This window comes from Microbacterium sp. NPDC055683 (genome assembly GCF_053617895.1).
Window position 1 is genome coordinate 1 of record NZ_JBSHGQ010000051.1, and the last position, 21,229, is coordinate 21,229.

At 71.7% G+C, this 21,229-nt stretch carries 21 protein-coding genes, 2 tRNA genes, 1 other RNA gene and 1 pseudogene; 12 read left to right on the plus strand and 13 right to left on the minus strand.

Going from position 1 to position 21,229, the window contains the following annotated elements:
- Positions 1 to 35: 35 nt before the first annotated feature.
- Positions 36 to 554 carry a septum formation family protein gene (locus ACWGPF_RS15585; RefSeq protein WP_345435631.1) on the minus strand — a complete coding sequence of 173 codons (519 nt, stop codon included), beginning with the start codon at positions 552 to 554 and terminating at the stop codon, positions 36 to 38.
- A 132-nt stretch (positions 555 to 686) separates the two neighbouring features.
- Entirely contained in the window at positions 687 to 1,253 is a 567-nt protein-coding gene (def, locus tag ACWGPF_RS15590; protein WP_452333664.1) for a peptide deformylase, read from the minus strand.
- A gap of 66 nt (positions 1,254 to 1,319) precedes the next feature.
- Between def and ACWGPF_RS15595 the strand changes: the two genes are divergently transcribed.
- The 5 genes from ACWGPF_RS15595 to ACWGPF_RS15615 all read left to right on the plus strand — a co-directional run bounded on the left by ACWGPF_RS15595 (position 1,320) and on the right by ACWGPF_RS15615 (position 4,296).
- A complete protein-coding gene (locus tag ACWGPF_RS15595) occupies positions 1,320 to 2,396 on the plus strand; it encodes a DMT family transporter (RefSeq protein WP_452333679.1) in 1,077 nt (358 codons plus the stop codon).
- 14 nt (positions 2,397 to 2,410) lie between these two features.
- Positions 2,411 to 2,484 (plus strand) — tRNA-Ile (locus tag ACWGPF_RS15600).
- A 28-nt stretch (positions 2,485 to 2,512) separates the two neighbouring features.
- Positions 2,513 to 3,370 carry a hypothetical protein gene (locus ACWGPF_RS15605; protein WP_452333665.1) on the plus strand — a complete coding sequence of 286 codons (858 nt, stop codon included), beginning with the start codon at positions 2,513 to 2,515 and terminating at the stop codon, positions 3,368 to 3,370.
- 9 nt (positions 3,371 to 3,379) lie between these two features.
- Entirely contained in the window at positions 3,380 to 3,838 is a 459-nt protein-coding gene (locus ACWGPF_RS15610) for a GNAT family N-acetyltransferase (RefSeq protein WP_452333666.1), read from the plus strand.
- Positions 3,835 to 4,296, plus strand: coding sequence for a low molecular weight protein-tyrosine-phosphatase (locus tag ACWGPF_RS15615; protein ID WP_452333667.1), 462 nt, complete (start codon positions 3,835 to 3,837; stop codon positions 4,294 to 4,296). The genes ACWGPF_RS15610 and ACWGPF_RS15615 overlap by 4 nt, the downstream gene beginning before the upstream one ends.
- Before the next feature lie 6 nt (positions 4,297 to 4,302).
- Here ACWGPF_RS15615 and ACWGPF_RS15620 read toward each other — a convergent pair whose 3' ends face one another.
- Positions 4,303 to 4,788 (minus strand): hypothetical protein, encoded by a 486-nt coding sequence (locus ACWGPF_RS15620; protein WP_452333668.1) that lies wholly within the window; start codon positions 4,786 to 4,788, stop codon positions 4,303 to 4,305.
- Entirely contained in the window at positions 4,785 to 5,192 is a 408-nt protein-coding gene (locus ACWGPF_RS15625) for a DUF4383 domain-containing protein (protein ID WP_452333669.1), read from the minus strand. Before ACWGPF_RS15625 ends, ACWGPF_RS15620 begins: the two co-directional genes overlap by 4 nt.
- 92 nt (positions 5,193 to 5,284) lie before the next feature.
- Between ACWGPF_RS15625 and ACWGPF_RS15630 the strand changes: the two genes are divergently transcribed.
- Together ACWGPF_RS15630 and ACWGPF_RS15635 are read left to right on the plus strand one after the other, a co-directional pair.
- The gene (locus tag ACWGPF_RS15630; protein WP_452333670.1) at positions 5,285 to 6,490 is read left to right on the plus strand and encodes a hypothetical protein; all 1,206 of its coding nucleotides are present in this window, start codon (positions 5,285 to 5,287) and stop codon (positions 6,488 to 6,490) included.
- Positions 6,491 to 6,624: 134 nt separating this feature from the next.
- On the plus strand, positions 6,625 to 7,128 hold the full coding sequence (locus tag ACWGPF_RS15635; protein ID WP_345435613.1) for a DUF3145 domain-containing protein: 504 nt from the start codon (positions 6,625 to 6,627) through the stop codon (positions 7,126 to 7,128).
- A 76-nt stretch (positions 7,129 to 7,204) separates the two neighbouring features.
- Here the strand turns inward: ACWGPF_RS15635 and ACWGPF_RS15640 are convergent, their stop codons facing one another.
- The 6 genes from ACWGPF_RS15640 to aceE all read right to left on the minus strand — a co-directional run bounded on the left by ACWGPF_RS15640 (position 7,205) and on the right by aceE (position 14,880).
- Positions 7,205 to 8,446, minus strand: a complete 1,242-nt coding sequence (locus tag ACWGPF_RS15640) for a beta-ketoacyl-[acyl-carrier-protein] synthase family protein (RefSeq protein WP_452333671.1) — start codon at positions 8,444 to 8,446, stop codon at positions 7,205 to 7,207.
- A gap of 61 nt (positions 8,447 to 8,507) precedes the next feature.
- Entirely contained in the window at positions 8,508 to 8,753 is a 246-nt protein-coding gene (locus ACWGPF_RS15645; RefSeq protein ID WP_271171876.1) for an acyl carrier protein, read from the minus strand.
- Positions 8,754 to 8,840: 87 nt separating this feature from the next.
- Positions 8,841 to 9,842, minus strand: coding sequence for a beta-ketoacyl-ACP synthase III (locus ACWGPF_RS15650; protein ID WP_452333672.1), 1,002 nt, complete (start codon positions 9,840 to 9,842; stop codon positions 8,841 to 8,843).
- A 16-nt stretch (positions 9,843 to 9,858) separates the two neighbouring features.
- Positions 9,859 to 10,767, minus strand: a complete 909-nt coding sequence (locus tag ACWGPF_RS15655; RefSeq protein WP_452333680.1) for an ACP S-malonyltransferase — start codon at positions 10,765 to 10,767, stop codon at positions 9,859 to 9,861.
- Between the two features lie 82 nt (positions 10,768 to 10,849).
- A complete protein-coding gene (locus ACWGPF_RS15660; RefSeq protein ID WP_345435606.1) occupies positions 10,850 to 12,061 on the minus strand; it encodes a PucR family transcriptional regulator in 1,212 nt (403 codons plus the stop codon).
- Positions 12,062 to 12,153: 92 nt separating this feature from the next.
- The gene (gene aceE, locus ACWGPF_RS15665) at positions 12,154 to 14,880 is read right to left on the minus strand and encodes a pyruvate dehydrogenase (acetyl-transferring), homodimeric type (protein ID WP_452333673.1); all 2,727 of its coding nucleotides are present in this window, start codon (positions 14,878 to 14,880) and stop codon (positions 12,154 to 12,156) included.
- Between the two features lie 245 nt (positions 14,881 to 15,125).
- Between aceE and ACWGPF_RS15670 the strand changes: the two genes are divergently transcribed.
- Positions 15,126 to 15,926: an MOSC domain-containing protein gene (locus tag ACWGPF_RS15670; RefSeq protein WP_452333674.1), complete on the plus strand. Its 801-nt coding sequence runs from the start codon at positions 15,126 to 15,128 to the stop codon at positions 15,924 to 15,926.
- Between the two features lie 56 nt (positions 15,927 to 15,982).
- Here ACWGPF_RS15670 and ACWGPF_RS15675 read toward each other — a convergent pair whose 3' ends face one another.
- Positions 15,983 to 16,162 carry a hypothetical protein gene (locus ACWGPF_RS15675; RefSeq protein ID WP_452333675.1) on the minus strand — a complete coding sequence of 60 codons (180 nt, stop codon included), beginning with the start codon at positions 16,160 to 16,162 and terminating at the stop codon, positions 15,983 to 15,985.
- A gap of 143 nt (positions 16,163 to 16,305) precedes the next feature.
- Between ACWGPF_RS15675 and ACWGPF_RS15680 the strand changes: the two are divergent.
- Positions 16,306 to 17,271, plus strand: a pseudogene (locus ACWGPF_RS15680) (squalene cyclase); the annotation flags it as partial.
- A gap of 85 nt (positions 17,272 to 17,356) precedes the next feature.
- On the opposite strand, the gene ACWGPF_RS15685 reads toward ACWGPF_RS15680, so the two are convergent.
- Positions 17,357 to 17,429 (minus strand) — tRNA-Val (locus ACWGPF_RS15685).
- 53 nt (positions 17,430 to 17,482) lie between these two features.
- Here ACWGPF_RS15685 and ACWGPF_RS15690 point away from each other — a divergent pair.
- The 3 genes from ACWGPF_RS15690 to rnpB all read left to right on the plus strand — a co-directional run bounded on the left by ACWGPF_RS15690 (position 17,483) and on the right by rnpB (position 20,318).
- The gene (locus ACWGPF_RS15690; protein ID WP_452333676.1) at positions 17,483 to 18,217 is read left to right on the plus strand and encodes a zinc ribbon domain-containing protein; all 735 of its coding nucleotides are present in this window, start codon (positions 17,483 to 17,485) and stop codon (positions 18,215 to 18,217) included.
- 22 nt (positions 18,218 to 18,239) lie between these two features.
- Entirely contained in the window at positions 18,240 to 19,922 is a 1,683-nt protein-coding gene (locus ACWGPF_RS15695; RefSeq protein ID WP_452333677.1) for a bifunctional 3'-5' exonuclease/DNA polymerase, read from the plus strand.
- 27 nt (positions 19,923 to 19,949) lie between these two features.
- Positions 19,950 to 20,318: RNase P RNA component class A (rnpB, locus tag ACWGPF_RS15700), an RNA gene on the plus strand.
- Between the two features lie 76 nt (positions 20,319 to 20,394).
- On the opposite strand, the gene ppgK is transcribed toward rnpB, so the two are convergent.
- A complete protein-coding gene (ppgK, locus tag ACWGPF_RS15705) occupies positions 20,395 to 21,150 on the minus strand; it encodes a polyphosphate--glucose phosphotransferase (RefSeq protein ID WP_452333678.1) in 756 nt (251 codons plus the stop codon).
- Positions 21,151 to 21,229: the final 79 nt, after the last annotated feature.

Sequence of the window (21,229 nt, forward strand, 5' to 3'; positions counted from 1 at the left end):
AAGCGGGGCCGTTCGCGGAGTCGGGTCGTGTCGGATCAGAGACCCGAGCCCTCCAGGGTGCCCGTCGTCTGCTGGCCGTCCTGGTAGGCGATGCAGGAGATGAGCCGGTCGTTGAGCGTCGGGTCGGTCCAGGTCGCCTCGGTCGGGGTGAGGTACTGGACGTAGATCGCGCTCGTGTCGTAAGGCGTGCCGATGAAGGCCTCGAAGGCGCCGATGCAGCCCTCGTCGGCGGCGTCGGACACGGCCTGGTCGCCGGGCCAGTCGCCATCGGGCATCGTGACCTCGTAGTAGACCTCGCCGTCGTGCGGCTGGTCGCAGGGAACGACCTCGACGTCGGTGACCTCGCCCTCCGCGGGCGTTCCGATGCAGTCGCCGACCGCGACGGAGAAGACGTCGACCGTGCCGCCCTCGGTGACCTCGTTGGTCTCCTCGTCGCGGGTCGCGGTGTCGCCGCTGAGCAGGTTGGCGATGCTCGAACATCCGCCGAGCGAGAAGGCGAGGGCGACCGCGGCGCCGGCGACGAGGACGCGGCGGGTCGGGAAGGTGCGGATCATGCGATTACTCTCCTGTGTGCGTAGTCCGGGACGACAGGCGAGAACCCCATCCCCCTGGGAGAACGCTACGCCCCGCCTGTGTGCCGGCGCAAAGTCGCATTCTTCGGAATAGGGCGATATAACGTGACGCGATCAGGCGTCGAGGTCGTCGACACCCGGCATCCAGCTCACGCCGGGGCGCCCCCACCCGCGCTTCTTCGCGATCTTCTGCGCCGTCTTCCAGTCGCCGTCCGACAGTCGGTCCACGTAGATGATGCCGTCGAGGTGGTCGAACTCGTGCTGCATGATGCGCGCTCGCCAGCCGTCGACCTCGATGCGCACCTCGCGGCCCTCGAGGTCGATCCCCGTCACGATGACGCGATCCGATCGGCGCAGCGGGAATCGCTCGCCCGGGAACGACAGGCATCCCTCCGACTCGGCGTCCTCGTCGGGCGAGCCGGGCTCCGCCGGCGTCATCCACAACTCGGGGTTGAGGATCTCGCCGCGCCAGGGGTTCCCCTCGTCGTCCTCGTACGTGTAGGTGTAGATCCGCAGCGGCACGCCGACCTGGGGCGCGGCGAGCCCCACGCCGGGCGCCGCGTCCATCGTGTCGTACATGTCGCGCACGAGCGCGCGGATCTCGTCCGTGATCTCGTCGACGGGGGCGGCAGGGGCGTGGAGGACGGGGTCGCCCCACACGCGGATCGGAAGAACGGCCATCCCTTCAGGGTAGTCGGCGCACCGGGAGGATAGTCTCGACGGGTGAGCGGGGGAGGAGCGGGCGCGATGGTTCCGATGGCGACCGATGTCGGCGAGCAGCTGGTGGGGGCGTTCCAGAACCCCGGGCTCCTGCTGGGCATCCCGCTCGCGATCGCGGGAGCGGTGTTCATGTCGCTCGGCGCGCAGTACCAGAGCCAGGGCGTCAAGAAGGTGGAGCGCCTCGCGGGCGAGAACGGCCGCACGGGCCTCGGCGCGGCGCACCTCCTGCGTCTGCTGACGCGCCCGTCCTGGATCATCGGGACGATCCTGCTGGGCGTCGCGATCGTCTGCCAGCTCAGCGCGATCAGCGTCGCGCCGCTCATCGTCGTCCAGCCCCTCGGCGCGATCTCCCTCGTCATCACGACGCTGCTGAACGCGCAGGTGACGGGTCACATGCCCACCCGCACATCGCTCACGGCGATCGGCCTGTGCGTGGGCGGAATCCTCGTCTTCGTGCTCGTCGCCGCGATCTTCGCGACCGAGCGACCCATCACCGACACCGAGCTCCTCGTCGTCCTCGCGATCCTGCTGATCGCGATCATCCTCCTCGGCGGCGTCTGGCTCGTGCTGCGCCGTCGCATCGGCGCCCTCTTCTACATCACGGCCGCCGGCGTGCTGTACGGGTTCGTCGCGACGCTCGCGAAGGTCATCATCAAGCGGATCCAGGCGGGGGAGTGGGACTGGACGCTGCTCCTGTGCGGCATCGCGCTGCTGGCCGCGGCGGCGGCGGGCGGGTACTTCGTGCAGACTGCGTACGCGTCGGGTCCGCCTGATCTCGTCATCGCCGGGCTCACGGTGATCGACCCGATCGTCGCCGTGCTCATCGGCGCGATCGTGCTCGGCGAGGCCGCGAACGCTCCGCTGTGGGCGCTGGTCCTCTTCGTGATCGTCGGCGGTGTCGCGTCGTTCGGCGTCTTCCTGCTCGCCCGCCACCATCCGCAGGTCGTGAGCGAGAGCCAGGAGATCGGCATCGAGCGAGGCTCGTCCCACGGCGAGCGGGAGTCGTCGTCGGACACGGCGCTCGACGCGCTGCGGCAGGCGAAGGACCCCGACGATCTGCTCGCCCGCCGTCGCGCGCCGGACGACGCCGACGAGCCGCGATAGGCTCGTCTCTGCAGGGGGCGGTGGCCAAGCTGGTGAAGGCAGTGGGCTCATAACCCAACGATCGCGGGTTCAAGTCCCGCCCGCCCTACCGAGCGCGGCTGCGTCAGAATGGTCGGATGGCGGACGACCCGATCGACGAGATCGCGGCGGAGCTCGCGGTCGCCGACCCCCGTGCGTTCGTCGCCACCCGCGCGGAGCGGGCGACCTCGCTCGGCGACAGGGAGCTCGCGGCGCGTGTTCGCGCCCTCCGGAAGCCGCTCGCCGCCGCCTGGGCGGTGAACCTCCTCGCGCAGCGGTTCCCGGCGGAGATCGACCGCATCGGAGCCCTCGCGGCGGAGCTCATCGCGGCGCAGGCGTCGGGGGACAGGACATCCGTCTCGGAGCTCGGACGACGTCGCCGCGCGCTCGTCGACGAGCTCACCTCGCATGCCGCGGCACTCGCGGAGCGCCGCGGACAGGCGCTCACCACGGCGACACGAGCCGCTGTGGCGCAGACGCTCAACGCCGCCGTGCTCGACCCTCGTGCGGCCGCCGCCGTGGCGTCCGGGCGCCTCATCCGTCCACTCGAGCCCTCAGACGGCCTCGTGCTCGCCCTCGCGGGCACGCCGCCGCGTGCGGCGCGCGACCGAGCGCCCGAGGCTCCCCGCGGCGAGCCGACCGAGACGATGCGTGCGGCGGCCCCGGATGCCGACACGGCGTATGCCGACGCGGCTGCGGAGCGGAGACGGGGCGCGCGGCGGGCCGTCGCCGAGGCGGAGTCCGCTCTGCGGGCGTGGCGGGAGCGACGCGACGAAGCCGTCGCGCGCGCCGGCGACGCGGACGAGCGGATCTCGAGCCTCCTTCGCGAGCTCGCGCGGGCGCGCCGCGAGGCGTCGACGGCGCGAGACGAGCTCGATCGGATCGAGTCGGACGGGGAGCGCCTCGCGGAACGGCTGCGGGATGCGCAGGGGCTGCTCCGAGAGGCTGACCGGTAGCGTGGGAGGATGCCCGTCGAGTACGTCTTCGCGCCCGTCGCCGACATCCCGCCCCGTCTCCTCTACCGCATCCTCTGGCTGCGCGTGAGCGTGTTCGTCGTCGAGCAGTCCGCGGCCTACCCCGAGATCGACGGCCGCGACATCGAGGAGGGCGCGCTCCTCGGATGGGCGGAGGAGACGGGTGACGTGCTCGGCACACTGAGGGTGCTGCGCGAGGACGGCGCGATGCGCATCGGCCGTGTGGCGACATCCGCCGCGGCGCGAGGACGCGGCATCGGCGCCGACCTCATGACGCGCGCCGTCGCCGTCTGCGTCGCCGAGCAGCCGTCCGCTCCGATCCTCCTCGACGCGCAGGCGCATCTCGCCGACTGGTACGCCCGGTTCGGGTTCGCCGTCTGCGGAGAGCCGTTCGAGGAGGACGGCATCCCGCATGTGCCGATGCGCCGCGAGACGGGGGACTCCGCGTGATCGCCGAGATCGTCGTCGTGTGCACGGGCAACATCTGCCGGTCGCCCATGGCGGAGGTCGTCTTGCGCGAGCGTCTCGCCGAGGCCGGTCTCGACGTCGCCGTGAGGTCGTCGGGCGTGAGCGACGAGGAGCTCGGCAATCCCGTCGACCCGCGGGCCGCCGCGATCCTCGCGGGGGCGGGGTACCCCGTGCCGCAGCGGACGGCGCGCGTCTTCGGCGCAGAGGACCGCGACGCCGATCTCGTGCTCGCGATGACCCGGCGGCATCGGGCGGAGATCCTGCGGCACGGCGTGGCACCCGAGCGCGTGCGCCTCTGGATGGAGTTCGTGCCCGGCGGCGGCGAGGCCGACGTCTCCGACCCCTGGTACGGCGGACGCGCCGACTTCCTCGAGACGCTCGCGCTCATCGAGGCAGGCGCCCCCGGGGTCGTCGAGCTCGTCGAGGCCGGGGCGAGCTGAGCCGCCTCAGTGGGTGTGCACGCCGTGCAGCTCGCCGTGCGGCACGGCGAGCTCGCCGGCCTCCGAAGACGCGAGTGCGGGCGTGGTCACGGCGGCGACGAGGAGCGCGCCCGTGACGAGGGCGACCGTCCCCGATGACCTGTGCGCGCGTCGCGATGCTGGCGCATCCTCGCTCCCGCGCCTCAGGACGACGGCCGCGGACGCCGCCACGATGAGCACCAGAGCGCTCAGTGCGAGCCAGCCGAGCCATCCGATGCCGCCCGTCATGACGAGCGCGACCCCGGCGATGAGCACGCCCATCGCGACCGCGAGCGCGACGCGGGGCACGGGCGGCGCGTCACGACGGAGGGCGGCCGCCCCCCAGCCGAACGCCGCGATCGCGATGGCCGCCGACGCGATGCCCACGGCAAGCGGCGACTGAGCGGATACGGAGAAGAGGATGAGGCCCGCACCCCACGACGAGAGTGCGGGCCACCACCGGAGCATCATCACGCCGCGATGCGCTGATCCGCACGGTCGGCGCCGAGGCCGACGCCGAGGAGCACGAGCGCGCTCGCGAGGTGCAGGATGTGGTCCGCCGTGTTGAGGGCGAGGACGTTGAGCGCCGTCCCGGCGAGGAAGAAGCCGACGACGCCGAGGGCGAGGTAGGCCGCGCCGACGGCGATGTTGACGCCCTTCGCCGCCCGTGCACCCGACAGGCCGGCGATGAGGAGAGCCGCGCCGATGAGCAGGTGGGCGACGTTGTGGAACGGGTTCACGGCGAACACGCCGAGCAGCAGACCGCCATCGGTGGCGAAGAACGAGACGCCGCCTGTCACGGCGAAGCCGAGGAGCCCGACGAGCAGGTAGACGGCGCCGAACACGACGCCGATGATCCGGTTGGGTGATGTACGCATGGTGCGCCTCTCTTCCGCGAGCACGGTCTCTCCGTGTCGCCTGTTGTTCGGAGCGCATGCGCAGACGGATGGCACACCGATAGCGTGAGGGGATGGATGACGGCCGGCCGGGGTGGACCGCCCGCTACGAGGCGGAGTCGGGAGCGCAGATCGCAGCGATGGCCGGAGCCCTCGTCGGGGTCGTCCTGGGTCTCTGGCTGTGCGGAGGCCGCCTGACGCCGCTGTGGGGGGCCGAGGGATCCGTCGGCATCGTCGCGGCATTCGCCGGCGCCGTCACGGGGCTGCCGACAGCGGCGATCGTGTACCTGCGCGTGGCGTCGCGACGCGTGTGGTGGCGGCGACGGCATCGGCTGCGCCGAACGCTCGACGTCGCCGGAGTGTCGATCTCCGCCACGGCGGTGCCGGCGCTCGTGATGCTCTCGACGTTCGCCGTCTTCGGCCGCGCCTTCCGCGATCTCGCCCTCGACGGGCTCGCAGCCACGGCCGTGGTCGCGCTGGTCGCCGCCACAGCGGGATACGCGCTCGCCCTCCTCGCGTACGGCCTCGACACGCGCAGCCTCGCCGTGCTGCTTCTGCTGTTCGTCGTCGGCGGCGTGTTCGCGAGCATGCTCACGGCCGACGACCCTGCGTGGTGGACGCTGAACTTCTCCATGCTCGGCGCGGGCGGGTACACCTCGAGCGCCGTCTTCAACGTCACGATCATCGTGGCGGGCGTGATGCTCCTGACGCTCGCCGACTACCTCACGATCGAGCTGCGGGCGAAGCGCACGGCCGCGCGCATCGACGGCGTGGTCGTGGTCCGGACCATCCTCGTCATCGTGGGCGTCGCACTCTCGGGCGTCGGCCTCGTCCCCGTGGATGTGAACGTCGCGGTGCACAACACGTTCGCCATCACGGCGCTCGTCGGCTTCGCGACGCTCATGGGCGCCACGCCCGCGCTCGTCGACGGCCTGCCCCGAACCTTCCTCGCCCTGACGACGGTGTTCGCCATCGCCATCGCCATCATCGTCCTGCTGTTCTGGCCCGTCGGCTACCTCAACCTCACGGCCGTCGAACTGCTCGCGGTGCTGCTCATCTTCGTGTGGCTCATCATGTTCACCCGCAACACCCCCGCTCGCGCACGCACGGTCGCCCCCGCAGCGGCACCGGCTCCTGTGGGCACCGTCCGGACGCTCCGGACGAGGCAGCGGAGCGGGCGCGACGGCACCGCCCGCGCCCTCGGGGCGGCGGCGACACTCGTCATCGGCGCCGTCATCGGAGCCGTCACCGGGGCCGTCATCGCGCGCCGGCGCACGTGACGGGCGCATCGCGGAATCACAGGGTTGTGATTTCGCGCGTGCTCAGGTCATAATGCAGGGGACAACGGAACATCGTCGCCGGGATCGCCGGTCAGGTCGTAGGGGAAGACGCACCTGACGAAACGGAGAAGATCATGGCGACACCCATCGCGCGCGGAGTGGTCTACATCCACTCGGCGCCACGCGCGTTGTGCCCGCACCTGGAGTGGGCCGTCGGCCGTTCGCTCGGCCGCGGCGTCAGCTTCGAGTGGCAGGAGCAGCCGGTGCTGCACGGCGCCCGGCGCGCCGAGTACTACTGGGAGGCTCCGGCGGGAACCGGCGCGGCCCTCGCGACGGCGATCCGCGGGTGGGAGCATCTGCGTTTCGAGGTGACGGAGGATCCCACCCCCCGCAGCGACGGCGGGCGGTGGATGCACACACCCGACCTCGGCATCCACTACGCGCAGATGGACTCCGCGGGGAACGTGGTCGTGCCCGAGGACCGCATCCGCTACGCGATGGACATCGCCGGCGCCGACCCGTTCGAGCTCCGCCGCGAGCTCGATGTCGCTCTCGGCACGGCATGGGATGCGGAGCTCGAGCCCTTCCGCACCGCGAGCGACGACGCCCCCGTCGTCTGGCTCCACAAGGTCGGCTGACCGAGCGCCGACCCCGATAGACGGCAGACGCCCCAGGAGAGTACTCCTGGGGCGTCTCGCTGCGCGCTGTCCGTCGTCAGCCGTCGTACGACGCGAAGGCGACGACGGCGTTGTGGCCGCCGAACCCGAACGAGTTGCTGATCGCCAGCTGCGGACCGTCGCCGAGCGGCTGAGGCTCGCCGGAGAGCCGGAACGGCACCTCCGGATCCTGCTCGGTGAGGTTGATCGTCGGGGGAGCGACGCGATCGCGCAGCGCGAGCACCGTGTACACCGCCTCGAGCGCGCCGGTGCCGCCCAGCAGATGACCCGTCGACGCCTTGGTGGCCGAGACCGGGATCTCGTCGATGCGCTCGCCGAACACCTTGCGAAGCGCGACGTACTCGTTGGGATCGCCCACGGGCGTCGAGGTCGCGTGCGCGTTGATGTGCGTCACGTCGGAGGCGCTCGCGCCGGCGACCTCGAGGGTCGCCGTCACGGCGCGTGCCGCTCCCGAGCCCTCCGGGTCGTTGCCGGTGATGTGGTAGGCATCCGCCGTCACGCCGCCGCCGACGAGGTACGCGTAGATCTTCGCGCCGCGGGCCTTCGCGTGCTCCTCGGTCTCCAGCACGAGTGCGGCACCGCCCTCGCCCATGACGAAGCCGTCGCGGTCGACGCTGCCGGGCCGCGAGGCGTGCGCCGGGTCGTCGTTGCGTCGCGAGAGCGCCTGCGCCGAAGCGAAGGACGCCACCGTGATGGGATGGATCGCCGACTCGGCGCCGCCCGCGATCACGACGTCGGCGAGCCCCTCCTGCAGGTGCTGGTAGGCGTTGTAGATCGACTCGGTGCTGGAGGCGCACGCGCTCACGACCGTGCGCGCATAGGCACGCGCGTTGAACTGGAGCGAGAGGTTGCCGGCGCCCGCGTTCGGCATGAGCATCGGCACCGTGAGGGGCATGACGCGGCGCGGCCCCTTCTCCCGCAGGGTGTCCCACGCATCGAGGAGCGTCCACACGCCGCCGATGCCGGTCGCCCAGTCGATGCCGAGCCGCTCGGGGGCCACCTCGGGCTCGCCCGCATCGGCCCAGGCCTCGCGCGCTGCGATGAGTGCGAACTGCGTGCTGGGATCGAGGCGCTTGGCCTCGTGTCGGGGGAGGACCTCCTCCGGCCGGACGCTCGCCTCGGCGGCGAACGTCACGGGGAGCTGGTACGTCTCCACCCAGTCGTGCTCGAGGGTCCGGGTGCCGGAGACGCCCGCGAGCAGGTTCCGCCAGTTGTCCTCGACGGTGCCGCCGAGGGCGGAGGTCGCGCCGAGGCCGGTGACGACGATGCGCTTGGTCATTGGTTGGTTCCCTTGGATTCCGAGCGGGTGCCGCGCCGACCCGGCGCGGCACCCGGAAGCCTCACTGGTTGGCGGTGATGAAGTCGACGGCGTCCTTCACCGTCTTGAGGTTCTTGACCTCCTCGTCGGGGATCGTCACGCCGAACTTCTCCTCGGCGTTGACGACGATCGTCATCATCGAGATCGAGTCGATGTCGAGGTCGTCCGTGAACGACTTCTCGAGGGCGACCTCGGAAGCGTCGATGCCGGTCTCGTCGGTGATGAGCTCGGCCAGGCCAGCGAGGACCTCGTCGTTCGTGAATGCCATGGGTTTCTCTCTTTCGGGGTTCAGTGGATCGGAAAGGTCGGGAACCGCCCAACAGTCTAGGACGGGACGGACCGGACTCCGGTGAGGTCAGGGGAGGACGACGACCTGCGCCGCGAACACGAGGCCGGCGCCGAAGCCGATCTGGAGGGCGAGCCCGCCCGACAGCCCGGGGTTCTCCTGCAGCAGGCGATGCGTCGCGAGCGGGATGGACGCCGCGGACGTGTTGCCTGTGTCGGCGATGTCGCGGGCGATCGCCACCGTCTCGGGGAGCCCGAGCTGCTTGGCGAACTCATCCACGATGCGCATGTTCGCCTGGTGCGGGATGAACGCGGCGAGATCGCCCGGAGCGACCCCGGCTGCCTCGAGGGTCGCCTTGGCGACCTTCGCCATCTCCCACACGGCCCAGCGGAAGACCGTCTGACCCTCCTGACGGAGCGTGGGCCACTCGGCCTCCCCATCGCGGAAGGCGGTGAGCGGGGCGTTCATGCGCACGACCTCCGACTTCGAGCCGTCCGATCCCCACAGCGTCTGCGAGACGCCAGGGGTGTCGCTCGGTCCGATGAGCGCGGCTCCCGCGCCGTCGCCCAGGAGGAACGAGATCGAGCGGTCGGTCGGGTCGACGATGTCGCTCAGCTTCTCGGCGCCGATGACGAGCGCGAAGCGGGCGGCACCCGCGCGGATGAGGGCATCCGCCTGCGCGACGCCGTAGCAGAAGCCCGCACAGGCCGCGTTGACGTCGTAGGCCGCCGCCGGGTTCGCGCCGACCCGGTCGGCCACGATCGCCGACACCGAGGGCGTCTGGCGCGGGTTGCTGATCGTCGCCACGATGACGAGGTCGACCTCGGACGGGTCGACGCCCGCGGTGCGCAGCGCCTCGGCTGCCGCGTCCGCCGCGAGGTCGACCGCGGTGGTCTCCTTCTCGGCGCGCACGCGCGTCACGATTCCCGTGCGCTGGCGGATCCACTCGTCGCTCGAGTCGATCGGGCCGACGAGGTCGTCGTTGGGGACGGCGTTCTCGCCGCGTGCCGCACCGTACGCGTAGATGCGGGAGTGCGCGCTCCCCGTCGCCTCGCGGAGTGTCGTGGTCATCGGATTCCTTCCTGCGTCACGCGAGCAGCGCGGCTGCCGCGTCGAGATCGTCCGGCGTCTTGACGGCGACAGCCGGCACGCCCTTCAGTCCGCGCTTCGCGAGCCCCGTGAGCGCACCCGCCGGGGCGAGCTCCACGAGCCCTGCGATCTCGGCGTCGAGGAACGACGTCATGCAGAGGTCCCAGCGGACCGGGTGGCTCACCTGGTGCACGATGAGCTCGAGCGCGCGCGCTCCCGTCGCCACCGTGCTGCCGTCGCTGTTGGTCCACAGCGGGAGGACGGGGTCCGAGACCGAGGCGATCGCGTCGACGGCGGCCTGCAGGGCGCCGGTCGCGGGCGCCATGTACGACGTGTGGAACGCTCCGGCGACCTGCAGCGCGATGACGCGCGCTCCGCGCGGGGCGTTCTCCGCGAGCGCGGCCAGACCCTCCATCGACCCTGCGGCGACGATCTGGCCGCCGCCGTTGTAGTTGGCCGGCTCGAGGCCGGCGTCGGCGATGGCCTGGAGCACCTGCTCCTCGACGCCGCCGACGACGGCGCTCATGCCCGTCTCGGCCTGCGCAGCAGCCTCCGCCATGGCCCGCCCGCGATCGCCGACGAGGCGCATGCCGTCGTCGAAGCCGACGACGCCGGCGGCCACGAGCGCGCCGATCTCGCCGACGGAGTGACCTGCGACGCCGCCCGGGGCTCCGGCGCGCGAGACGAGGGCCTCGTAGGACACGAGACTGGCGGCGACGATGAGCGGCTGCGCCACCTGCGTGTCGCGGATCCGATCCGCGTCCCATTCGGTGCCGGCGGCGACTAGGTCGACACGGGCCGCGTCGGACGCGGCCTCGAGGCGCTCGCGCACCCCGTCGAGTTCGAGCCAGGGATTCAGGAAGCCGGGGGACTGGGAGCCCTGACCCGGGAATGCGGCGACGATCACCTGACCCATCTTGCCGGAGCCTCCCGCCATCCGCTGGCAGGAGCGTCACAAGATTCGCGCGATCCGTTGTGTGTGGCGGACATCACGACGGACGTCGCGCGTCGCGCGGTCGCCGCACAGGACGCCGCACGGCGTCCTTCGGGCCGATCGATCCGAGCACGAGCGCCGTCTGCAGGATGAAGGCCTCACGAGGACCCGTGGCGTCCCACCCGATGACATCGCTCACGCGCTTGAGGCGGTAGCGCACCGTGTTGGGATGCACGAACAGCTCGCGTGCCGTCGCCTCGAGCGAACGGCCGTTGTCGAGGTAGCTCCAGAGCGTCGTGACGAGGTCGGTCGAGTGCGCCTCGAGGGGCCGGAAGATGCGCTCGATGAGGGTGTGCTTGGCGAGGGCGTCGCCCGCGAGTGCGCGCTCCGGGAGGAGGTCGTCGGCTTCCACCGGCCGTGGCGCGTGTCGCCATGCCCGTGCCACGGCGAAGCCCGCGAGAGCGGCCCTGGCGCTGCGCGAGGCGTCCACGAGCGCGGGCACCGTCGGGCCCAGCACGAGGTGCCCCGTGCCGAAGAACGGCTCCAGCGCCTCGGCGATCTCGCCGAAGCTCGGGACGGGCGCGGGCACCGCGCTCTCCTTGGCGGGGTCGAGGGCGCGTCCGAGCACGAGCACGAGACGCGAGCCCTGCACGCCGATCAGCACGTCGACGCCGAGCTTGCGGGCCATCCGGCGCACCTGGTCGACGTCGAAGAGGGGCGGGGTGGTGCCGACGAGCACGCACACCTCGCCGTGCCCGTGCCAACCGAGGGCCGCGATGCGGCTCGGGAGCTCCTCGTCGGTCTCGCCCGTGAGGATGGAGTCGACCACGAGCGCCTCGAGGCGTGCGTCCCACAGACCTCGGGACTCAGCCGCGCGCGCGTAGACGTCGGCCGCCGTGAACGCGACTTCGCGCGAATACAGCAGGATGGCCTCGCCGAGGTGGTCGCCGCGCCCGCGCACGCGCTCCTCCATCACGTCGACCGTCACCCGGACGAGCTGCAGCGTCTGCTGCAGGCTCACGCTGCGCAGGAGCTCGCGGGGCGCGGCGTCGAAGATGTCGGCGGCGATGGACGGCGTGCTCGTCGGGTCCTCGTACCAGGAGATGAACGAGCTGATGCCGGCCTGCGCGACGAGACCCACGGCCGAGCGGCGCCCCGGCGGCATCTCGGTGTACCAGGGCAGCGTCTCCTCGAGCCGCTGCAGCACGGCGGTCGCGACGTCGCCCGAGATGCGGCGCAGCCATGCCAGCGTGGCGGTCTTGTCCATCGTCGTCCTCCCTGTCGTGCTGTCCGCTGACGGCACGACGGCGGGGCCCCCGGTGTCGGGGGCCCCGCCGTCTGTCGAGCCGGTCACGCCGCTCAGGCGTCTCCGCCGGGGTTTCCGGAGGTGCCGGCGTTGACGTCGTGCAGCCGGTACTTCTCGATCGCCTGGCCGACCAGGGCGCGGTCGACGACGTTCTGGTCGGCGAGCGACTGGAGGGCGCGGACGACCATGGAGGGTCCGTCGATCTTGAAGAAGCGGCGGGCCGCCGCGCGGGTGTCGGCGAAGCCGAAGCCGTCGGCGCCGAGCGTGTAGTACGGGCCGGGGATCCACTGCCGGATCTGGTCCTGCACGGCGTGCATGAAGTCGCTCGTCGCGATGAAGGGACCGACCGCGCCCTGGAGCTTCTGCGTGAGGTACGCGACCTGGGGAGTCTCCTCGGGGTGCAGGAAGTTGTGCTCGTCGGCGGCGAGGCCGTCGCGGCGCAGCTCCGACCACGACGTGACCGACCACACGTCCGCGACGACGCCCCAGTCGCTCTTCAGGAGCTCCTGGGCCTCGAGCGCCCACGGCACGCCGACGCCCGACGCGAGCAGCTGCACGCGCGGTCCGTCGCCCTGGCCCGTCGAGACCCGGTGGATGCCCTTGAGGATGCCCTCGACGTCGACGTCCGCGGGCTCCGCCGGCTGGCGGAACGGCTCGTTGTAGACCGTGAGGTAGTACATGACGTCGGGGTCGGGATGCGTGCCCCCGTACATCCGCTCGATGCCTGCCTGCACGATGTGCGAGACCTCATAGCCGTACGCCGGATCGTACGTCAGGGTGGCGGGGTTGGTCGACGCGAGCAGCGGCGAGTGGCCGTCGGCGTGCTGCGTGCCCTCACCCGTCAGGGTCGTGCGGCCGGCCGTCGCGCCGATGATGAATCCGCGCGCGAGCTGGTCGCCCGCCGCCCAGAACGCGTCGCCCGTGCGCTGGTAGCCGAACATCGAGTAGAAGATGTAGACCGGGATGAGCGGCTGGCCGTGCGTGGCGTACGCCGTGCCCGTCGCCGTGAAAGCGGCTGCGGCGCCGGCCTCGTTGATGCCGACGTGCATGATCTGCCCCTGCGGGCTCTCCTTGTACGCCAGGAGCAGCTCGCGGTCGACCGAGGTGTAGTTCTGGCCGTTCGGGTTGTAGATCTTCGCCGAGGGGAAGTACGAGTCCATTCCGAACGTCCGGGCCTCGTCGGGGATGATCGGCACGATGCGGTCGCCGAAGCCCTTGACCCGCATGAGGTCCTTGAGCATGCGGACGAACGCCATCGTCGTGGCGACCTCCTGGTTGCCCGACCCCTTCTTCGGGAAGCCGTAGTCCTTGTCCTCGGGGAGCGACAGGCCGACGTGCGTGCTGCGGCGCTCGGGGAGGAAGCCGCCGAGCGCGCGGCGGCGCTCGAGCATGTACTGGATGGTCTCGTCCTGCGCGCCAGGGTGGTAGTACGGCGGCCGGTAGGGGTCGGCCTCGAGCTGCGCGTCGGACACCGGGATGTGCATGGTGTCGCGGAAGAGCTTGAGGTCGTCGAGCGTCATCTTCTTCATCTGGTGGGTCGCGTTGCGGCCCTCGAAGTGGGGGCCGAGCCCGTAGCCCTTGACGGTCTTCGCCAGGATGACGGTGGGCTGGCCCTTGTGCTCCATGGCCGCCTTGTAGGCCGCGTAGACCTTGCGGTAGTCGTGGCCGCCGCGGCGGAGGTGCCAGATCTGGTCGTCGGAGTAGTCCTTGACGAGGTCGAGCGCACGCGGGTCGCGGCCGAAGAAGTTGTCCCGCACGTACGAGCCCGACTCGGCCTTGAACGTCTGGAAGTCGCCGTCGGGCGTGACGTTCATGAGGTTGAGGAGGGCGCCGGACGCGTCGCGCTGCAGCAGGTCGTCCCACTCGCGGCCCCAGATGACCTTGATGACGTTCCAGCCGGCGCCGCGGAAGAAGCTCTCGAGCTCCTGGACGATCTTGCCGTTGCCGCGCACGGGCCCGTCGAGACGCTGCAGGTTGCAGTTGATCACGAACGTGAGGTTGTCGAGGCCCTCGTTCGCGGCGACCTGCAGCTGGCCGCGCGACTCCACCTCGTCCATCTCGCCGTCGCCGAGGAAGGCCCAGACGTGGGAGTCGGCGACGTCCTTGATGCCGCGGTTGGCGAGGTACTTGTTCGTCATCGCCTGGTAGATCGCGTTGATGGGGCCGAGGCCCATCGACACGGTCGGGAACTGCCAGAAGTCGCGCATCATGCGCGGGTGCGGGTACGAGGGGACGCCGTTGGGCGCGCCCGACTTCTCCTGGCGGAACGCGTCGAGCTGCTGCTCGGTGAGGCGTCCCTCCAGGAAGCCGCGGGCGTATGCGCCGGGGGAGGCGTGGCCCTGGTAGAAGATCTGGTCGCCGCCGGAGGCGTGGTCCTGACCGCGGAAGAAGTGGTTGAAGCCGACCTCGTAGAGCGACGCCGCGGAGGCGTAGGTCGAGATGTGCCCGCCGACGCCGATGCCGGGTCGCTGCGCACGGTGCACCGTGATGGCCGCGTTCCAGCGGATCCAGTGGCGGTAGCGGCGCTCGAGCTCCTCGTCACCCGGGAACGCCGGCTCGTCCTCCGGCGCGATCGTGTTGACGTAGTCGGTCGTCGGCACCATGGGAACGCCGAGACGGAGCTCCTTCGAGCGCTTGAGCAGGCTCAGCATGACCTCGCGGCCGCGCTGGTGACCCTTGGAGTCGACCAGCTCGTCGAGGGACTGCTGCCACTCGCTGGTCTCCTCCGGGTCGCTGTCGTGCGCTCCCTGCGAGTACGGATCCTGGTCGTGAACAGCCACAGGTGACCTTTCGTCTGGCGGGCAGATCGTGCCGCGGAAACGGATCGAGGCACGCGGGAGCCCGGTCGGGTCGCCGCACGCGTATCGGACACAGCCTAGCCCTTCCACGACGGCCGACGGCACATCGCGCGGTCGTCCGCACCCGATCGGGTAAGCGCTATCCCAGCAGGATCGACAAGGCGGTCGGTGCGGACGGGGAGCAGGGGTGGCGGGCCTCGGGCAGGCGATCCGAGAGGATAGGGCGCATGGTCCATGTCGCCGCGCTGTTCCGCCATCCGGTCAAGGGGTTCACCCCGGAGGCCGTCGACGCCCTCGTCGTGCAGGATGACGGACGCGTCGCGGGCGACCGCGTGCTCGCCATCCGGTTCGCCGACGCGATCGAGCCGGAGGAACGCGACGGCCTCGATCACTGGCCGAAGTCGCGCGGACTCGCGCTCATGGACTTCCCCTCGCTCGCGCGTCTCGACCTCGCCTACGACCACGCCGCACGCCACGTGACCATCTCTGCGGACGGTGCCGTGCTCGTCGACGCGGGGGTCGACGATGCGGGGCGTCGCGCGATCGCCGACGCGGTGACGGATTTCGTCCGGTCGACGCCCGACGGCAGACGGCTCGACAAGGCGGGACGCCTCCCCCTCGTGGTCGTGGGCGACGGCGCGGGCTCGCGATTCCAGGACCGCGCGCGGGGATTCGTCTCCCTCCACGGCCGCGGCTCCGTCGAGGCCGTGGATGCCGCGATCCCCGGCGCGTCCGTGGACGACCGCCGATTCCGATCGAACATCGTCGTCGACGGGATCGCGGCGTGGGACGAGCTGGGCTGGAGGGGGCGGATGCGGATCGGGGACGTGGTCTTCTCCGTCGAGAAGCCGATCGGCCGCTGCCTCGCGACCCACGCCGATCCCGATACGGGGGAGCGGGATGCCCCGGTCCTGAAGACGCTCACGCGCGTCTTCGGCCACGACGAGCCCACCCTCGGCATCCTCCTCCTGCCCGTCGAGGAGGGCGGCCGGGTCCGGGTGGGCGACGTCGTCGAGCCGCTCGACTGAACCCGTCGGGGCCGCTCCGGAGGCTCCGGAGCGGCCCCGACAGTGCCGCGCGACGCTCAGTCGTCGGCGCCCGCCGCGAGGCGGTCGGCCTCCGCGCTGTCGATGAGATCGTTGTTCGCGTCCGGGTCGACGACCTCGTCGCCGTCGACCTCGACGACAGGCACGTCGTCGTCGGCGGCGCCGTCCTGAGAGGGCGGCGGGATGGGCGGGATGGGGGCGGGGTAGGCGTTCGACATCGATCGCTCCTTCCGTGCGTTGGTGGTCCACCGTAGGACGCGCGGCGGCCGGACGCTGCGGGTTGACGCGCAGACGACGCAGGGGTAGGAGCACCTCCACCGATTGCTGCCGCCCGATGCGGCCTGAGCGTATCCTCGGGTGCATGTCATCGCTGACGGCCGAGAAGACCGATTGGCTGCTCGACTCCGACCCGGCTCTGCGCTGGCAGGTGCAACGCGATCTGCTCCGCGATCCCGCCGAGGTCTGGGAGCCGACTCGTGCCAGAGTCGCGACCGAGGGCTTCGGGGCGAGGATACTCGCACAGCAGGACGGAGACGGGCAGTGGGCGGGTGGAGCGCACTTCCCGGCCGGATACTTCGGCAGCGCCGAGGCGGATGCTCCAGGCCAGCCGTGGGTGGCGACCGACTGGTCGCTGAAGGCGCTGCGCGAGTGGGGCGTCGAGGCTGGCGCACTGGCGGACACCGCGGCCAAGCTCGAAGCGAACTGCCGCTGGGAGTACGACGACCTGCCGTTCTGGGGCGGCGAGGTCGACGTGTGCATCAACTCCTTCACGCTCGCGAACGGTGCATGGCTCGGCGTCGATGTCTCCGGGCTCGCGGCGTGGTTTCCCGCGCATCGTCTGACCGACGGCGGCTGGAACTGCGAGGCGGAGGAGGGCGACTCGGTGCGCTCCTCCTTCCACTCCACACTGAACGCCCTCATCGGGATGCTGGCCTATGAGCGCATCACGGGCGACGCCGTCGGTCGCGACGCGCGGCACGGAGGCGAGGAGTATCTCCTTGCGCGGCGCCTCATGAATCGTCTATCGACGGGTGAAAGGGTGGGGAGCTTCGTCGACAGGTTCGTGTATCCGAACCGTCACCGCTACAGTGCCCTCGCGGCTCTCGACTACTTCCGCGATGCCTCGCTCCACGAGGGCAGGCGACCCGATCCTCGCCTCGCGGACGCGGTCGACGTGGTGCGCGCGGCTCGTCAACCTGATGGCACCTGGCTGCAGGCCGCGCCGCTCGCGGGGAGGGTCTGGTGCGACGTCGACGTTCCCGAGGGGCAGCCGTCCAAATGGCTCACGCTGATCGGAACGCGCGTGCTCGACTGGTGGGACGCCTCCGAGCCGAGTCGGTCTCGAGCGAGGACATCGCCTGCAGGACGAGCGACAGCGATCCCGAGAGAGCGACGATGGAACGACGATCCTGTGGGCCCTGCCGGGATCGAACCGACGACATCCACGGTGTAAACGTGGCGCTCTACCAGCTGAGCTAAAGGCCCTCGCGTCGATTCTAGGCGCACGCGATGTCGGGCTCCGACCGTAGTCTGGTGGGGTGAACGCCGCACCCGCCGACCAGCGCCTCCTGCTCGAGCTCGCCGATATCGACCGGCGGCTGCGCCGCGCCGAGAACGCACGCCGCAACCCCCCGCAGGCCGCGCGCGTGCAGGAGCTCGTCGCGCAGCGCGGTGTGCAGAGCGGCGAGCTCGCCGTGCGCGCGGGGGTGCGCGACGAGCTGCGCGCGGAGATCGCCAGGGTCGAGGGCGATGCGTCGGTCGCGGCGCAGCGCCGCGACCGGGATCGGGCGCGCCTGGAGGCGTCGGCGAGCGCGAAGGACGCGCAGGCGCTGGAGCGGGAGATCGCCGCGCTCACGACACGCCTGAGCGACCTCGAGGACACCGAGCTCGAGCTCATGGAGCGGCTCGAGTCGGCCGAGGCCGCCGTCGCCGAGCAGGAGGCGCTCCTCGCGGAGACGACAGCGGAGGGGCAGCGGCTGTCGACGGAGGGCCGGGCCCACGTCGAGAACGCCGCGGGCGAGATCGCCGCGCTCGGGCGCGACCGCGAGGCTGTCGTCGCCCGCGTGCCGGAGGCGCTCGTCGCGGCGTACGAGCGTCTCGCCGCCCGCGGCGGGGTGGCTGCCGGGCTGTTCACCCGCGGAACGTGCGGCGCGTGCAACGTCCTGCTGTCCCCGAGCGACCTGCAGGAGCTGCGGGCGGTGCCCGACGACGTCGTCGCGACGTGCCCCGAGTGCGGGGCGCTCCTCGTCCGCACGGAGGAGTCCGGCCTGTGACGGGCGCGCCCCGGCGCGCGGCATGAGCGACGGCGGCCGCGACACCCTGCTCCTCGCCGCTTCCGGTACCGACGTCCTCGCGACTCGCGCGGGGGAGACGACGATGCTGTCGGCGGCGAGCCTCGCCGCGTGGATCGCCGAGGTGGAGCGGCGCGACCACCCGCGCTGGGTGTGGTCCGACACGACCACGTGGTACCCGCGGCTCCTCGCGGAGGGAGTGCGGGTCGAGCGCTGCCACGACCTGAGGCTCGCCCGGCGCATCCTGCGGCTCGCGGCCCCGCGCGCCACCACGTGGGACGACGCGCCCGAATGGGATCGCGCGGCGTCGACGGCCGAGCCGCGAGCGGCCGACGCGCTCTTCGAGTGGGAGACGCAGGCGGACCCGCTCGACGGACCCGACGACGTCGCCGCCGAGCACGAGCGCCAGCGCGCCGCCCTCGACGCGTCGCCGGATGGCCGACTGCGGCTCCTCGTGGCCGCGGAGTCCGCCGGCGCGCTCGTCGCGTGCGAGATGCGCGCAGCAGGGCTGCCGTGGGACGTCGCCCGGCATGAGGCGATCCTCGTCGACACGCTCGGCGTGCGCCGCGCGGGCGGCCTTCCCGCGCGGATGGAGGCGGCAGCGGCGCGGGTACGGGACGCCCTCGACGACCCGCGGCTGAGCATCGACTCGCCTCCCAAGCTCCTGCGCGCGCTGCGCACGGCAGGCATCCGCGTGGAGTCGACGAGCCGCTGGGAGCTCGCCGAGCACGACCATCCGGTCGTCGAGCCGCTTCTCGCCTACAAGCGGATGGCGCGCCTGCTGACGGCGAACGGATGGTCGTGGATCGACGAGTGGGTGCGCGACGGGCGGTTCCGCCCCGTGTACGTCCCGGGCGGCGTCGTGACGGGGAGGTGGGCGTCCTCCGGCGGCGGCGCGCTGCAGATCCCGCGTGCCCTGCGCCCCGCGGTCAGGGCCGACGAGGGATGGCGGATCGTGTCCGCCGACGTGGCCCAGCTGGAGCCGCGCGTGCTCGCCGCCATGGCGAGGGACGAGCGCATGGCGCAGGCCGCCGCGGGAGCCGATCTGTACGCGGGCATCGTCGCGAGCGGAGCGGTGCCCACGCGCGCGGAGGCGAAGATCGCCGTGCTCGGCGCGATGTACGGCGCGACGACGGGCGATGCGGGCCGCCTCGTCCCGCGGCTGCGCACGGTGTTCCCGCGCGCCATGGCGCTCGTCGATGCGGCGGCGCAGACGGGGGAGGACGGCGGCGTGGTCCGCACCTGGCTCGGGCGGACATCGCCCGCGGCGAGCAGCGAGTGGGACGCCGTGCAGCGGCTCGCGAGCGGAGCCGAGGCCGGGGAGGGCGAGGCGGCGCGTGCGCGGCGTGCGGCCCGAGATCGCGGTCGCTTCACGCGCAACTTCGTCGTGCAGGGCACGGCGGCGGAGTGGTCGCTCGCGTGGCTCGCCGACCTCCGCCTCCGCCTCGCGGCCATCCCTCCGACGGACGGCAGGTCGGCGACCGCCTCGGGGCCCTGGTTCGACCGGCGCCCGCATCTGGCGTTTTTCCTCCACGACGAGGTGCTCGTGCACACACCGGAGGAGCACGCCGACGAGGTCGCGGCAGCCGTCCGTGCCGCGGCCGCTGCGGCCGGACGGCTGCTGTTCGGCGCGTTCCCGATCGACTTCCCCCTCGACGTGCGCATCGATGTCGACGCGGCCAAGTGACGCCAGCCCGTAGGATGGGAGGGCGAATGGGTCGGCCGGACGGCCGCGTCGCGCACGGTCCGCCGTCGCGCGCCGAGGAACGTCCGGGCTCCGCAGGGCAGGGCGGTGGGTAACACCCACCCGGAGCGATCCGCGAGACAGTGCCACAGAAAGCAGACCGCCGGGATCCGTCCCGGTAAGGGTGAAACGGCGGTGTAAGAGACCACCAGGGGCCGTGGCGACACGGCCCGCTCGGTAAACCTCGCCCGGAGCAAGACCAGACAGAGGATGATGACGCGGCCCGCCGAGTCCTCGGGTAGGTCGCTGGAGCGGCGCGGCAACGCGTCGCCGAGAGAGATGGCCGTCGAAGGGGCGCGAGCCCCGGAACAGAACCCGGCGTACAGGCCGGCCCATTCGCCCACCACGATCCCGAGACGACCGTCCGGAGACGACGAAGGCCCCGGCGCACGCCGGGGCCCTCGTCGTGAGATCGTCAGACGGTGGCGAGCGACGCCGCGCCGATGATGCCGGCGTTGTTGCGGTGCACCGCGGTCACCATCTTCGCGCGCGTCGTGATGTACGGCATGAACTTCTCGGGGTTCTTCGACACGCCGCCGCCCACGACGAGGAGGTCGGGGGAGAACAGGAACTCGACGTGCGCGTAGAACTTGTTGAGGCGGTGGCCCCACTTCTCCCACGAGAGGTCCTCGCGCTCCCGCGCGGTCGCCGCGGCGTAGCGCTCGATCGACTCGCCCTTCCAGATCAGGTGGCCGAGCTCGGTGTTGGGGATGAGCACGCCGTCGTAGATGAACGCCGAGCCGATGCCGGTTCCGAGCGTCGTGAGAATCGTCAGGCCCTTCTGGCCCTTCGCGGCACCGAATCGCGCCTCCGAGAGCCCGGCCGCGTCGGCGTCGTTGACGAAGTGGATGTCGCGGCCGAGACCGTCCTGGAAGAACGCCTCCGCCTCGAAGTCGATCCACTCATCGGAGATGTTGGCCGCCGAGAGCGTGCGGCCCGCCTTCACGATCGCGGGGAAGCAGACGCCGAGCGGCAGCCCCGCCGCGTCCTGCCCGAGCAGCTCCAGGAGGTCGTGCGCGGTCTTCAGCACGTCCTTCGGATGCGCCCCCTTGGGGGTGTCGATGCGCACCCGCTCGCTCAGCATCGTCCCCTCGACGAGGTCGACGATGCCGGCCTTCATCCCCGTGCCGCCGATGTCGATCCCGACAGCACGATCCACAGTCTTCGCCATGCTCTCAGCCTAGTGGTCGCGGCGACCCTGCCCTGACAACGAGACTGTCCCCGGGAACGCGACGACGCCGGCCCCCGGG

Excerpts from the sequence above, each read along its gene's own strand:
- ACWGPF_RS15585 (WP_345435631.1), bottom strand. The coding sequence starts at position 554 with ATGATCCGCACCTTCCCGACCCGCCGCGTCCTCGTCGCCGGCGCCGCG.
- def (WP_452333664.1), bottom strand. The coding sequence starts at position 1,253 with ATGGCCGTTCTTCCGATCCGCGTGTGGGGCGACCCCGTCCTCCACGCC.
- ACWGPF_RS15595 (WP_452333679.1), top strand. The coding sequence starts at position 1,320 with ATGGTTCCGATGGCGACCGATGTCGGCGAGCAGCTGGTGGGGGCGTTC.
- ACWGPF_RS15605 (WP_452333665.1), top strand. The coding sequence starts at position 2,513 with ATGGCGGACGACCCGATCGACGAGATCGCGGCGGAGCTCGCGGTCGCC.
- ACWGPF_RS15610 (WP_452333666.1), top strand. The coding sequence starts at position 3,380 with ATGCCCGTCGAGTACGTCTTCGCGCCCGTCGCCGACATCCCGCCCCGT.
- ACWGPF_RS15625 (WP_452333669.1), bottom strand. The coding sequence starts at position 5,192 with ATGCGTACATCACCCAACCGGATCATCGGCGTCGTGTTCGGCGCCGTC.
- ACWGPF_RS15630 (WP_452333670.1), top strand. The coding sequence starts at position 5,285 with ATGGATGACGGCCGGCCGGGGTGGACCGCCCGCTACGAGGCGGAGTCG.
- ACWGPF_RS15635 (WP_345435613.1), top strand. The coding sequence starts at position 6,625 with ATGGCGACACCCATCGCGCGCGGAGTGGTCTACATCCACTCGGCGCCA.
- ACWGPF_RS15640 (WP_452333671.1), bottom strand. The coding sequence starts at position 8,446 with ATGACCAAGCGCATCGTCGTCACCGGCCTCGGCGCGACCTCCGCCCTC.
- ACWGPF_RS15645 (WP_271171876.1), bottom strand. The coding sequence starts at position 8,753 with ATGGCATTCACGAACGACGAGGTCCTCGCTGGCCTGGCCGAGCTCATC.
- ACWGPF_RS15650 (WP_452333672.1), bottom strand. The coding sequence starts at position 9,842 with ATGACCACGACACTCCGCGAGGCGACGGGGAGCGCGCACTCCCGCATC.
- ACWGPF_RS15660 (WP_345435606.1), bottom strand. The coding sequence starts at position 12,061 with ATGGACAAGACCGCCACGCTGGCATGGCTGCGCCGCATCTCGGGCGAC.
- ACWGPF_RS15670 (WP_452333674.1), top strand. The coding sequence starts at position 15,126 with ATGGTCCATGTCGCCGCGCTGTTCCGCCATCCGGTCAAGGGGTTCACC.
- ACWGPF_RS15675 (WP_452333675.1), bottom strand. The coding sequence starts at position 16,162 with ATGTCGAACGCCTACCCCGCCCCCATCCCGCCCATCCCGCCGCCCTCT.
- ACWGPF_RS15695 (WP_452333677.1), top strand. The coding sequence starts at position 18,240 with ATGAGCGACGGCGGCCGCGACACCCTGCTCCTCGCCGCTTCCGGTACC.
- ppgK (WP_452333678.1), bottom strand. The coding sequence starts at position 21,150 with ATGGCGAAGACTGTGGATCGTGCTGTCGGGATCGACATCGGCGGCACG.